The sequence below is a fragment of the Paraglaciecola sp. genome, assembly GCF_039964565.1.
In the GTDB taxonomy this organism is placed as follows: domain Bacteria; phylum Pseudomonadota; class Gammaproteobacteria; order Enterobacterales; family Alteromonadaceae; genus Paraglaciecola.
Genome location: NZ_JBDVXF010000006.1, coordinates 229,340 through 243,647, shown reverse-complemented (window position 1 = coordinate 243,647; position 14,308 = coordinate 229,340). Strand labels below are relative to the sequence as shown.

Below are 14,308 nucleotides of genomic sequence, written 5' to 3'. Positions count from 1 at the left end.
GGTGTTTCTCGCTGAGTCAATTGCTTTTTAGCTTTTATGCTCGGCGCTTGCGACTACCTTCTGTCATTTTGTGTGATTTCCGATAGTCCCTTGGAGAGCAGCCACAGGCCCTAACAAAGGCTTCGTTAAAGCGGCTAATCGTTAAAAACCCTGACTGCACCGCAATATCCGTAATTTTCAAGTCAGTGGTTGTTAATAAACGCTGAGCATGAGAAATTCGGTGTTGCGTTAAATAATTATTCAATGTTGTACCGTAAGTTTTTTGAAACAAACTCATTGCATAATTGGGGTGTAGGTCAACAAATTTACTGATTTGCGCAGCCGTCAATTTATCGGTGTAATTCTGTGCAACATAACAGGCCATTTGCTCAACCTTGTTCAACCCTGATTGAGCAATAGACGTAAAACACTCTCCCTTATTTTCATCCGTTAAGTTGTAAGCCATTCTAGTAAGTCTCGCCTGCATTTCCAGCAACACAACTTTTTCAATAACAGAGGTAGGAGCTTGAAGATCTTCAACCCAATGTTCAAATAAGCGACCATCTGATTGACTTCTATCGCTGGATATATCGCTCAAAAATCGCCCATGCATTAACTGCTCGACAAAATATTCAGGTAATTGCCAATTCAAAAAATCATGTAATGGTATGGTCGCCACCAAATAAACAGTATCGGGAGTAAAATCAATAATCTGATGGGGAATTGCTGCCCAAAAAGCACTAAGTTTTCCCACTTCCACAACCGTTTTTTTACCACCGAGTAAGTAAGTTACTGAGCCGGATTTTAAAAAGTTCAATTCCACTTCACTATGATGGTCAGGACGTGGCATTGGGGACGGTTTCCAATGTACGCAGGTTAATCCGTAAGGTGAAAAGTCCGGGCGACTTGGGTCAAACGAAAGTGGATGAATTTTACCAACCATTTTAAATGATATGTCCTTAAGTAAACGTAATGCTAAAGAAGAGCGGAGCAGTATGAAGACGAAGTCGTTGTTTAATCGCATATCGCGTATTGAACTAACAGTGCCTGTCTGCTGTAAATTTAAATAACATAAATTGTTTAAAAGAGCTAACAAATACCTCTATTAAAAGATTTTTATCAAATAGACAACGACATTTAGATGCATAGTATTGCATTAAAGAAATTTGTACTAAGTCTGTAATAGGACTATCACAGAGCTATAATACCGGACTAAATTAAAACCAAAATTTATTCATATAACTATTATGCACATCTGCGTTTTTAATTAAAAATGAACCTTATATCAATCCGTAATGATAACTACCCACTCAGAATGCCCCAGCCGTTTTCAATCGAGGCGCAGTCATGCAGCAATGGCATTCCCCTTTCAAAATGGCTGTAATAAAAAGTGAAAACGGCTTAAATATACCCACTAAACCCAATTGGGGTTGCTGGGGTGGCCACTAACAATTTTACAACTGATAAAACTAAAGACTGTCCCAAATGACAACAGGTGCGCTATATGGACCAACGCGATTGATACATACAGAATCGGTTTGCGGCGAATATAGGCCTAACCATACTAGTTTTGTTGACTAACTAAGAACTTTAAGACACTAGCGCGAAACCCATAATACGACTTAATCTGAAACTAAAGCGGACACCGGTACTCTTGTCACCGCTATGTCTTCTTTATTTACCGCGTAACTTACATAAATAAAACCTTGCCAAACGATACTCTTCGGGTAAGAAAATCCCGCTCTTTTATACTTCCCCTGAAATTGTTGTTCAGGTAAATCACTATCACCCGCTCGCAATAAGAAAGCTCGATCAAATACCTTACCATCGTCACTCAAAGTGACGGTCAGAGGAATACGAGTTTTACTACCGCTAGGGTTATTAACTAAGAAAGCGGAACCATCGGGAAGGTTTCCTGCACTTTGTTTGGCTCTAGAATCTGGCATATTAGTTTCGACAGGAGTTGTCCAATTCTCGGCATTATCTACACTTTGCGAGGCCAGCACTTTGAAACTGCTAGCCTGATCCCGAAAAACCATCACAATACTCTGGTCCTTTTTGATAAACCAACTAGGCTCCAACTCTCTACTTACCTGACCTTGATGCGGTAAATTCTGCATTTTCCCAGCCTGCCACCCGCTTATTGCCAACGGGTCATCGGTATAATATGGAGTTGCAATCAAACCAGGTTGCGCATGTATCGTTGTCAAAATTCGCCCTTTGGGTAGCTGTCGCAAGTCTTGTTCAATGACACCTGCGACATTTTCACCACTGGCATGTTTTAAACGCTGAGGTTGACTCCAGTGTTGACCATCTTGGCTACGAATATATTCAACATAACCTTCTTTAGGTTTGAGTGATTTAGGCCAAACATTGATAAATGCGATAAGCTCGTTGCCGTCACTCCACCAACCACCATTAGTGACAATCGCATTTTCTCTAGCGCTGACTAACGAATTCACCGGCCCCCAATCTTTGCCATTTTCACTTATGCTAAACACAATAGCGGTGTCATTTGCATCTTCATCAACTGCAGAACTCTGCCATTGAATAAACAATTTCCCTTTAAAAGGCAGTAATACAGCACCATGATTATACTTCTTGGTGTCTGGGGTTGCTTTGAATACATCAAAAGTCTCTACATTCTTTGCAAAATGTAGCCCCAATGTGGCAGGCTGGGTAAAATCAAATAGTTTGTTATTCTTGAGATAAAACGGCGCTAATTGTTTTGCTTCTGCTGCCATGACTATCACCATTGAGGTAAAGACTAAAACAATATTTCCAAGAGCCTTATACTTAGGCATTTTCACTCCTTACAGAATTAAAAAAAGGTGCGAAGAACAGAAAAACATTTTATTCAACGCACCTGGACACAAACTTAATAATGCTTAAAATTTAAAATTAGTATATTTTTCAGTAACCTACCTATCAAAGGTTTGAACTAATCATGTTCAGCTAATTATCCAAAGCTGTTAATGTATTTTTCTAACATGGTATACCCTTCTTTGTCGGTATGATTTTGGTCGGCAGGATCGTTAGGGTCTAAATTATGACTACGCTCCCAATCATCAGGTATCCCGTCCCTGTCCGTGTCAACAGGCACTACTGTGCGTCTTAGCTTTGGCCAGCCACCTACATCATTCTGGGTATCAATCATGCCAACTTTCTGATTCAAATCAGCAACATTATGTTGCTGCTTATAGGTTGCTCCTTCATAAGTCGCATAGCCGTTACGCACTTCATCAATAATACGTAGGTCAACCGCATCTCTTGCTGGTATAGAAGCGCCTGCGTGTTGTAACACCAACAGATAAGCTTGTTCAGCGCTTTGCTGATTAATAGCCATCGCAGGCCATGGTTGTTCAAGCTTTAAACCACTGATAAACGCTTCACCATCTTGAGGTTGCACCCCTCCTTGCCAATTGTCTGCAGTTACTTTTGCATTTCCTTCCATCACATTGTTTGCAACGTACCAACTACCATAATCTTCAGCTTTGTTTCTTGACCATGGATTGGCAATTTGATGTTGAGTAGCTCCGGGCTCAGTGGCCGGGCCGGGTTTATAATAATTAGCTACCATATTAATATGACTAAAACTAAATTGAGGTTTGCCTTGTTGTTGGGCTTCGCCACCATAAGTACCGATGTACCCCCAGTTATAAATGACATTATTACGGAAGTCTGTGTTACCAGACCCTGAGGCAAAACGAGGATTACGGCTGGAGTGATGAGCGATTAAGTTATGATGATAACTGCTGTAATTAGCACCCCATATCCCCCCAAAACCGTGATTACCTTTTATATGGTTCGACATATATAGGCTTTCAGAAATCACTGACCACTGAACAGTGATATTTTCGCCGTGGTAAATGGACAGTGTTTCGTCAACACTCCAACTTGCCGAAACGTGATCTAGAATCAGATTTTTTGTATAACGACTGGTAATGGCATCAACGTCCTCACCCGATTCACCGCCAAGTCTGACACGGATGTAGCGGACAATCACTTCATCGGCATTGATCAACAATGGGTAGTCTTTCAGCGTAATGCCATCACCGGGAGCAGTTTGACCTGCGATAGTTAAATATGGGTTATCAACGGCTAAGTCACTTTTTAATTCAATCGTACCAGAAACATTAAAAATGACGGTTCTAGCACCCAATGCCTCAAGAGCTTGTCGCAAACTACCTTGCCCCGAATCATTCAAATTTGTGACGAGATATACCTCACCACCTCGCCCTCCCACTGTATATTTTCCGTAGCCTTCTGCTGTAGGAAAGGCTAATAGCCGAGGTGTGTCTTGCGTAACATTATTTGACACTTCAGAGCCACTATTAGTCCGATCCAGCAATAACGGCTCACTACTACATGAAAAAAGTACTAAAAATACACCATAGAAATATAACTTTCGCATTACTCTAAAACTTAAAATACACATCTTATTAACAAACACCTTTTATGATTTTCTTATTTGAGCTAGCAGAAGTAATAGACTTAATCAAAATTAAACCTATCTCAAATAAGTGAGTTAACGCCCTTCCTCACATGATATTTACGCCAAGTTAAAAAAGTCTCATATCAGAAACACCCTCACCAAAACACTACCATACAGTAATAATTTAAGATATATAGCACGTTAAGACTCTTTAGTAATCTTAACCTTAGATATTTAAATGTAAAATTTTCAAATAAATAAAAATACGAGTTTAGTGATAATGATCTATCTTCACTCAATCTACTAACTTATTGAAATTCAATCACTATTGCTGAGATGCGATAATCGATAGTTTAGTATTCAGGTAACAATCTAAAGCAACAAAACAAACATTCTGTTAACTAGTTTTAAATTTACTATTGACAAACCATTTACATCAAAGATATGTTTATGCCACCGGTAGCAAAGCTCAAAAATCAGTCAAAAACAACATTTTCATTTGATTTTAAGATGTTACTTCCATGAATCATTAGAGATGTAGTGTTGTATAGACTTTTAAAACACAAAAAAACAAACAATTAAAATAAGAGAACATGCCAATGAAAAATTACAAAAAGTACAGAAAGACATCGCTTTGTGTTGCTATTAGCAGCTTATTAGTTGGTTTTGCGAGCACAAAGTTGCAAGCTCAAGAAGCAGAAACAAAAGAAGAGAAAAAAGATGATTACGAGGTCATTCAAGTCGTCGCAAGAGGTTTTGCAGACAGCCTGGGATTGGCCCTAAATGCGAAACGCATGTCATCAGGTTCTGTTGATACCATCATGGCTGAAGATATTGCCGATTTCCCCGACCAAAACTTAGCAGATTCATTGCAGCGCATTCCAGGTGTTGCCATTAGTCGCAGTAATGGCGAAGGAAGTACTATCACCGTTCGGGGTCTCAACTCAAGCTTTACTCGCACTCACTTAAACGGCATGCAAACTCAGTCAATTATTGGTGGTACTAGTACTCGAACATTCCAATTCAACACCTTTGCTTCTGAGTTATTTAATCGCCTCGAAGTACATAAAACAACGAATGCATCAATGGACGAAGGCTCTTTGGGTGCAACTGTAGGTTTGTACACAGCCCGCCCATTTGATTACGCGGAAGATGTTTTTGCTGTTAACGTGCAAGGATCTTATAGCAGTGAATCTGGCGATACCAGTCCGCGAACATCAGCTGTAGTAAGTTGGACCAATGACGATGACACTTTTGGCGCGGTTTTTTCTGCGGCCTATTCTGAGAGAAGTGTTTACAGTGATGCTCCAAACACCGGTCGTTGGGAAGATGACGTATTAAGCACTTGTACAGCATGTGCCGATGGAGATCCTGCTAACCAGCCTCCTGCAGGCTATTGGCATCCTCGTTTTCCACGTTATGTTTTTGGTGAGTCCGATCTAGAGCGCACAGGCTTAACCTCTAGCTTCCAATGGATACCTACTGACAGCACACAGTTGACGCTCGATATTTTATACTCAGAAAACAATACCAATACCTTTGGCCCTGCATTAACTCCTATTGGTTTAGCGCGCACTGGTAGTACTGGTTTACAGCAGTCTGACTGGGCCCGTTTGGACGTTGTGGATTCTGCCGACACCATCATTGTGGGTGCAATTGCTGATACGGATATCCGTTCGGAATATGTTTCTTCCCAAGCCGAAGGGGATTTCAACCAAGTCACCCTGAACTTAGAACAAGAAATTACCGATGATTTCAATATGACGGTGTTACTCGGTAAGTCAAACTCAGAAGGCTACAGTAATTACGATAGTCTTATTTACGAACACTTTAGTGATAACGACGAACGTAAAAATATCACCTATGCAGATAATTCAGCGACTGTAGGTTGGGATTTTACCGATATGTTAAATCCGGTTATCGATTATAGTTTCGATTTAACTAACCCTGCTAACTGGGAAGTATCGGAGTTACGTAATGATGTTACCAATTCTGAAGCTGAAACCAGAACAGCGAAAGTCGATTTTAATTATTTCTTGTTTGACGAGTTAAGTATTGCATTTGGTTATGCCGATGAACTTTACGCAATGGACGTATATCGAGAACGTCGCAACAATCCATATAACATCGATAATGCCTGTGGTGTATCTCCGGCGGTTACTGCAGCCGATGGTTCAGTACAAACCTATATCAACGACACTTATTTTGTCGCCGACCACGCAGCTTATGTAAAAGTTCGAGATGCGGGTTGTTTCCCCTTTAGTGATGTCGATGGCAGCATTCGTAATGCCGAAGAAAACAGTGCCTCTTATTATGTACAAGCCAACTTCAATGCTGAGCTTGGTGACATGGTTTTGCGGGGTGATGCGGGGGTTCGTCATGTTAAAACCGATCTCGCCTCAACAGGTATTTTAAGTGGGGAAACTGTTACGGTTAATCACGAGTATAGTAATACTTTACCTTCGGTTAACTTAGCATTAGAACCCAATGAAGAGTTAGTGCTTCGTGCAAGTTGGGCCAAAGTAATGTCACGTCCAGGTTTAGGCAATATTAGCCCTGCGGGCAGTATTACTACCTTTGGTGAGCCAAAAGTAAATTCAGGTAATCCTTTCTTGGCACCATTTAAAGCCGACACTATCGACTTAACTGCAGAATGGTATTTTGCAGAAGGCGCTTTGGTCTCAATTGCATACTTCCAGAAAGATATCGAATCCTTCCCAGAAACAATCACTACTGTGAGAAACTGGCAGGATTTAGGACTGGATGATTCATTGCTAGGCGCTCAAGTGGGTGATTTGAAAGACGCCGATTTTGAAGTTAATCGTCTAGAAGATGGTGCCGGTGGTGACTTGGATGGAATTGAAATTCAATACCAACAACCGCTAACCTTTTTGCCTGGCCCTGAATGGATGAAGAAATTTGGTGTTATCGCCAACTTGACCTTTGTTGACTCAGAAATTTCCTATGGTACTGACCGTAAAGGTCCACTAACAGGTCAAGCAGATGAATCAGCTAACTTCACTTTATACTGGGAAGACGACGTATTTAGTGCCCGTATTTCTGCCGCTTATCGCGGAGAATATTACAGCAACCTAGGTTCATCTGACTCAGAAAAATGGCGTACGATTGATCCAACAACTAACATTGATATTTCTTTGGGTTACCAGGTGAGTGAGCAACTTAGCTTAAATTTAGAAGCAATTAACATTACCAAGGAAACTGAAATTCAGTGGATGGATGGTCGTTTAATTGACATCAACAATGGCCAAGGTATGACAGTTCAATTTGGTGTTAGCTATAAAATGTAATCTAGCTTTACGCTAAATGAAAAAACAACCCGGTAAGGGTCTACCCGCCGGGTTTTTTGTCCCCGTCATTTATCAAAATAGAGTTCAATATGAAAATAGAGCATTTTGCTTTTAATGTATCCGACCCCATCAGTATTGCTGCTTGGTATTGTGAACACCTCGGCTTTAGTGTTAAGCACAAGTTTACCCAAGCACCACACACACACTTTTTGGCTGATGAAACCGGTCAGGTTATGATTGAAATTTATAATAACCCCAGTGATCAGGTACCCGACTACCACAAAATGGATCCACTCATTGTGCACTTAGCCTTTGTGTCAGCTGATCCCGATACCGATGCCGCCAAGCTAGTAGCCGCAGGTGCAAAAGTTGTTGATGTAGTAACACTATCTGATGGCTCTCATTTAAAAATGCTCAAAGATCCATGGGGATTTTCAATCCAGCTATGTAAACGTGGCACACCGATGATCTAGGTTCTGCCCAGTTTGCAAGTATCAAGTCAATTACTCACTCAAAATTTAACGGTAAAATTGTGAAGAAATCAGCATTATCTTTCTATTTCTTGTTTCTATGTATTTCATTACTTTTTGCAAATAACACTAGCGCAAAATCCTCTAATACTCTCGAAATTGCGGCGCTAGACACGATGAAACGAGCGACCACATTCATGACACAAACCGTCAGTTATAAAGGGGGCTATGTTTGGTCATACCTACCTGATTTTTCAAGACGTTGGGGAGAAATGGAAGCCAAGCCCACTATGGTCTGGGTGCAACCTCCAGGCACCGCCACCATGGGGCATTTGTATCTAGATGCCTACCATATCACCAATGATGAATTTTACTATCAGGCCGCACAGCAAGTCGCTTCAGCATTAATAAAAGGCCGACATCCTAGCGGTGGTTGGAATTATATGTTCGATTTAGCCGGAGAAGACTCGCTAAAACAATGGTATGAGACAATAGGTAGCAATGGGTGGCGTCTTGAAGAGTTCCATCATTATTATGGCAATGCCACTTTTGATGATGCGGGTACCTTCGATGCGTCTGTTTTTCTACTGCGCCTCTATTTAGAAAAAAAACAACCTGAATATGAAAAGGCCTTAAATAAAGCCATTCAGTTTGTATTGGAAAGTCAGTACGACATTGGAGGTTGGCCACAACGCTATCCTCCAACCGAAGCATTCTCAGTTAAAGGGCAAGCAGATTATTCCCGCGATATAACCTTTAATGATGACGTCGCCAACAACAATATGAAGTTTCTATTGTACTGCCTACAATCATTAAAAAACGATGATCTTATTAAGCAATTAACCGCAGCCGTCCATAAAGGCATGGATGCATTTGTTAAACTCAAGCTGGCCCCTCCACAACCAGGCTGGGCGTTGCAATATACATTGGACTTGCAACCAGCTTCAGCAAGAAGCTATGAGCCCCCTTCTGTGTCGGTTGGTGCTACCGTTAATAACCTTGAGCTACTACTCGTTTTTTACCAGCTTACAGGTAACAAAAAGTATCTAGCAGGGATCCCAGCCACGCTGGATTGGCTTGATTCTCTGAAGTTAGCACCTGAGTTAATTCGTGATGGTAGAACGCATCCTCGCATGGTGGAGTTAGGTACTGGAAAAACCTTATACCTACATCGTCGAGGGTCAAATGTCATTAATGGTGAATATTTCATAGACTATGAACCGGAATATCAAGTCTCTCATTATCCCTCCATTGGCAGAGTTAACGTGGATAAGTTGCGCCAAAATTATCAGTCGGTTTTAAATAGCCCAATGGATCCAACAGGAAACCAGACAGGCCTCATCTTTGAAAATTTGCCTTCTCTTTCGCGTAAATACGTTATATCGCGATTTGTTGCATCAGAAGGCGCAACAGATGTTCAAACAATAGTGCAAGCATTAAACCGTCAAGGTTTTTGGCCCAGTGCACTGAACAATACTACCAATCCATATATTGGCCCTGCGCCAGTTGATAGTATTGCCAACGGTGACTATCGAACAACACATGTAGGTGATCAGTACGACACGTCTCCCTACAAAAGCAAAACACCCACCGAAGGTATAACCCTTAAAACTTACTTAAAAAACATGTCGGTGTTACTCAACTATTTGGAGCAACAACATGCACAACCTCATTAAACAAATTTCCATTCTCAGTAGTTTGCTCATGTTTTCTTGTAACTTGTGTGCAGAAGGAAGCAGGCTCTGGCAGTTTAATAATCTAACAATGATTGCCGGCAACACAGCGACCATTGAGGGGAAACCAAAGGTTGTGCCTATTTCAGATACACAAGTGGTACAATTTGATGGCACCATAGATCGCTTGCAAATCGCAGGTAATATTCTTACAGGAATGCAAAATTTCACATTAGAGTTACTAGTTAAACCCTTCCCTCCTAGCAAAAATGGGCATGAGCCTCGAATTGTCCATATAGAAGACCCGAATAACGATAAGCATCGGCTAACCCTAGAAATGCGCTTCAATGAACAAGGATGGTATTTTGATGCCTTCCTGAGAGATGGCGACTCGTATTATGCATTAATCGACTCAACACTAACTCATCCTGTTAACCGCTGGGCTAATATCGCCATAACCTACCAAGATGGTAAATTTACCTCTTTTGTAAATGGTCACAAAGAGTTAGAAGCCACCCTAATATTCTCCCCTTTACCTGCCGAAGCGAGGACTTCAGTCGGCGCACGAATGAATAAGGTTAATTACTTTCATGGACAAATAAAACTATTACGCGCAACCAGCCGAGCTTTATCTGCAGGAGAGATGTTATCTGTCAAAACCCTTTAATCAAACAAAGTTAAATAAGCAATCGAATGTTTTGAGTCATAGCACCCCAAAAGATAGGATACGATCTTTATTACATGCCAATTGACAAAAAACACCTTTATTATAACCATTGAAACGATTTTAATACCAAGATCACTTGAATTTATAAGGTTAACTGATGAAACGTTATGTTATCGCTATTTTCAGCTTAATATTAGCAAGCCCACTTTACGCTGAGTCCACTGCACCATGGCAACAGCATGGTAAATTAGAAGTATCAAAGAATAGCCACATTATCCAGCATAGTGATAAAACCCCTTTTTTATGGGTTGGGGACACTGGCTGGGCGATGTTTCAGCAACTCACCCGAGAAGAAGTTGACCTGTATTTGGATCATCGTCAAAAACTAGGTTTTAATGTTATACAAGCCGTAGCCCACTGGTCGCCACATGGAGGTGGTATGAAGCGAAGCCCCGACAATGCCCCAAATGCATACGGACACCGTCCTTTTACTGGCGATGAGCAGCATCCTAATACCGCGGAACCTTTAGTTATAAAGGGAGGAACGCCCCAAGCGCCTAATGACTATTGGGATAACGCTGATTACGTGATAAATGCGGTAAAGAAACGTAACATGTATTTAGCCTTACTCCCCACTTGGGGAAGCCAACTCATTACCGGCACCAAAGAATATAACGATGCAGAAGCTAAAGCTTATGGCACATTCTTAGGTAGACGTTACAAAAACGAACCTCACATCATTTGGGTTTTAGGGGGCGATACAAAAGCACAATTCTCAGCCTATGATAAGAATCAGAATTTTTCTGAGTATGATAATCGATCTGTTTATCGAGCTATGGCAGAGGGCTTGGCCTTTGGTGTAACGGGCAAAAAAGTAACATGGAATGAAGCTAGCTCGGTCTGGGATGCACTCTTCATGACCTACCATCCGAATGGTGATTATCCATATAGTTCATCTCAATGGTTCCATAATGACCCATGGCTAGATGCTAACGGAGTCGAAGTATGGAAAGAGGTTGATGATGTATACCGCGCCATGGTTGATGACTATCAATTAGCCGACCCAATTAAACCAACATTATTTTTAGAGGGGTCCTATGAATATGGCACTTACCGTCATGAATGTGGTTGGGTCACGCCACTCATTGCACGTCGACAAATATACCAAACCTATTTTGCAGGTGGTGCAGGTCATACGTACGGCGCAGCGCCCATTTGGGCAATGCGTAGTAATGGAGGTGATTACAACTGCGGGTATACGTGGCAGCAGGCACTTGACTTCCCAGGCGCAAAACAATTTGCGGTTACCGCCAAAGCATTTTTACAAGAGCACAAGTGGTATGAATGGGTACCAAATGGAGCCGTAATTGGTGCCACTGGATTAAACGAAGCCTTAAAAACAGCTGTTACTACCACTTCTGGGAATATGGCGTTAGTTTATTTTGCTAATAATTCACATACTCAAGTAAACAATATTTTGAATACTTCAGCGCAAGCCTATTGGTTCTCACCTCGTGATGGAATAGTTCAAAAAATAGCGTCATTTTCTAAAGATGAATCAAAAAGCTTAGCCCCGCCCTCAAAGTGGGAAGATGCCATTCTTGTCTTAAAGGCAACGCTTTAGATTTAATTAATAAGTTCAAAACGCACATTTGGAAAAAAAATGAATTCAATCATTAGAAATTTAATACTCATTTCAGCGGTGTCTTGTGCTGGATGTACATTAACGCAAGAACCCCCCTTGGGTGAGATCCGCTTAGTAGATAAACCAATTGATGCTAACGCTTATAAAGTCAGACTATCTGAAGTGATATGGCACGGTACTGACTGTTATAAAATAGACATGCCAATGGGTACCGTTTATTTTGAAAAAGGTAACGGAGTATCAGGATTTAAAAGCTTTCTCGATAACGAAGGAAACGACTGGATCGCCTCTTATTTACCCCCTGGTCCCAATGGCGATTTCCGTGGTTTCCCCAACAGTGTCGGAAATTTTGGGCATGCTGGTCGCGATAGTGGTTCAACAACCAAAATAGTAAACGGCATAACGCAAGGTGATGTCGTTATTTTAGAATCAACTAACGGTAAATTCACTTTCCAGTATTATTTCTTCACTAATCATATTTCGATTAAAGTCCTGAAATCTGAAGGCGAGTATCACTTTTTATTGGAAACCGTAACGGGTGGAACCGCTGACCAAGATGATTATTTTGTGACAGCCGATGGCAAGCAACATACACCTAATGGCGAATTTTGGGATTTTACACCCGAGTGGATATACATGGGTGACCCCAAAGCGAATAACGTTATGTTTTTTGCCAAAAGTCCTGATGATGACGCCCCGAATGAAAATCATCGTCAAATTCGCCCAAATGGCCAACACAACATGGACTTATATAGCTTCGGCCGCACCGGTAAAGAGCACAAATATAAAGTGCAAGGTATGAGTGGCAATGAGCATATTGCCATTATTGGCTTTGCCCCGAAAAGCCGCAGTCATAATGAGATTACTGCCTTAATCGAAGGGTTTCTTGAAAAACCTTTTACCTCTGGCGTAAAAGCAAAACATATCTGGACAAAAGATTTTCTTAATAAGGACAAGAGTTGGTTTAGCTCTCAACAAGCAATAAACATTGCTGATAGCGTCATTCAATATCAATCGGCAGAAGGCGGTTTTCCTAAAAGTACCGATCTCGCGCGCCCACCATTAACGTTAGAAGACGTTCCGCCATCGAGCAGCGGCCGCGCTAATACTATCGATAACGACGCCACTACTTTACCCATGCAGTTTTTAGCACGGATGATAGAAGCAACAGATGATGACAAATATAAAGCGTCATTCACTAAGGGCTTAGATTACCTGTTTGCTGCACAGTACGACAACGGGGGTTGGCCGCAGTTCTGGCCACTGCGTGGAAAAGAATACTATTCACGCGTCACTTTTAATGACGACGCTATGATCCAAGTCATGGCGTTGTTAAAAGACGTAACAGAAAATAAAACACGCTACGCCTTTATTAGTGATGACCAACAAGCAAAAGCAAGCAACGCATTGCAACGCGGTCTGGATTTCATTCTAAAATCTCAAGTGAGACAGAATGGTAAATTAACCTCTTGGGCGGCTCAGTACGACGAGCAGACCATTAAACCAGCATGGGCAAGAGCTTACGAGCCGCCTTCGTTATCCGGTAGCGAAACCGTTGGCATAGTGCGCTTTTTAATGTCCATTGAGCGCCCTTCACCAGAGATAATTAACAGTGTTGAAAGTGCAGTCGCATGGTTGCAGGAATCGGTACTCAAAGGTGTCAGATTACAAAAAAACTTAAATCCAGATGGCCGTACCGAGGCCACTTTAGTTGCTGATGAAAATGCCCCTAGATTGTGGGCGCGTTTTTATGAGCTAGGGAGTAACCGTCCTATTTATCTAGATAGGGATTCAGTCTTCAATTATGAATTCCATAAAGTCGGATATGAGCGTCGTAGCGGTTATGCTTATCACGGATATTGGGCAGAACAATTAATCAGTGACGATTACCCCAATTGGAAATCCAAACAAATCGTTAAGTTGTGATTCAATATTAGCTATAACCTATAAACGAACATAATCTTTTAGCGGCACGTCGCAACACAATAGATTGAGGTGTTTAAGACTATTGAGCATCTCATAATTATTCGGTGCCCCATTACTCTCAACAAAAAACTTAACTACAAGCTTAGTAACCAAATGACCCTAGCCTTAGCTTTGTCATCTCAAGATCATCCGATTAAGCAGTTGT

9 protein-coding genes are annotated in these 14,308 nt (G+C 41.4%); 6 read left to right on the top strand and 3 right to left on the bottom strand.

Annotation, left to right across the window (positions count from 1 at the left end; translation table 11 throughout):
* Window positions 1-34 precede the first annotated feature (34 nt).
* The 3 genes from ABJK37_RS03940 to ABJK37_RS03930 all read right to left on the bottom strand — a co-directional run bounded on the left by ABJK37_RS03940 (window position 35) and on the right by ABJK37_RS03930 (window position 4,393).
* Complete coding sequence (locus ABJK37_RS03940) at window positions 35-922, bottom strand: helix-turn-helix domain-containing protein (RefSeq protein WP_348350339.1); 888 nt, start codon at window positions 920-922, stop codon at window positions 35-37.
* Window positions 923-1,601: 679 nt separating this feature from the next.
* Entirely contained in the window at window positions 1,602-2,783 is a 1,182-nt protein-coding gene (locus ABJK37_RS03935) for a sialidase family protein (RefSeq protein ID WP_348350337.1), read from the bottom strand.
* A gap of 155 nt (window positions 2,784-2,938) precedes the next feature.
* Window positions 2,939-4,393 carry a hypothetical protein gene (locus ABJK37_RS03930; protein ID WP_348350335.1) on the bottom strand — a complete coding sequence of 485 codons (1,455 nt, stop codon included), beginning with the start codon at window positions 4,391-4,393 and terminating at the stop codon, window positions 2,939-2,941.
* 620 nt (window positions 4,394-5,013) lie between these two features.
* Between ABJK37_RS03930 and ABJK37_RS03925 the strand changes: the two genes are divergently transcribed.
* From ABJK37_RS03925 to pelA, 6 genes are all read left to right on the top strand, one after another.
* Window positions 5,014-7,722: a TonB-dependent receptor gene (locus tag ABJK37_RS03925; RefSeq protein ID WP_348350333.1), complete on the top strand. Its 2,709-nt coding sequence runs from the start codon at window positions 5,014-5,016 to the stop codon at window positions 7,720-7,722.
* 89 nt (window positions 7,723-7,811) lie between these two features.
* Entirely contained in the window at window positions 7,812-8,195 is a 384-nt protein-coding gene (locus ABJK37_RS03920; protein ID WP_348350331.1) for a VOC family protein, read from the top strand.
* Between the two features lie 59 nt (window positions 8,196-8,254).
* Entirely contained in the window at window positions 8,255-9,868 is a 1,614-nt protein-coding gene (locus tag ABJK37_RS03915; protein ID WP_348350329.1) for a pectate lyase, read from the top strand.
* Window positions 9,852-10,532: a LamG domain-containing protein gene (locus tag ABJK37_RS03910; protein ID WP_348350327.1), complete on the top strand. Its 681-nt coding sequence runs from the start codon at window positions 9,852-9,854 to the stop codon at window positions 10,530-10,532. The genes ABJK37_RS03915 and ABJK37_RS03910 overlap by 17 nt, the downstream gene beginning before the upstream one ends.
* Before the next feature lie 157 nt (window positions 10,533-10,689).
* Entirely contained in the window at window positions 10,690-12,156 is a 1,467-nt protein-coding gene (locus ABJK37_RS03905) for a DUF4038 domain-containing protein (RefSeq protein ID WP_348350325.1), read from the top strand.
* 39 nt (window positions 12,157-12,195) lie between these two features.
* Complete coding sequence (gene pelA, locus ABJK37_RS03900) at window positions 12,196-14,103, top strand: pectate lyase (RefSeq protein WP_348350323.1); 1,908 nt, start codon at window positions 12,196-12,198, stop codon at window positions 14,101-14,103.
* Window positions 14,104-14,308: the final 205 nt, after the last annotated feature.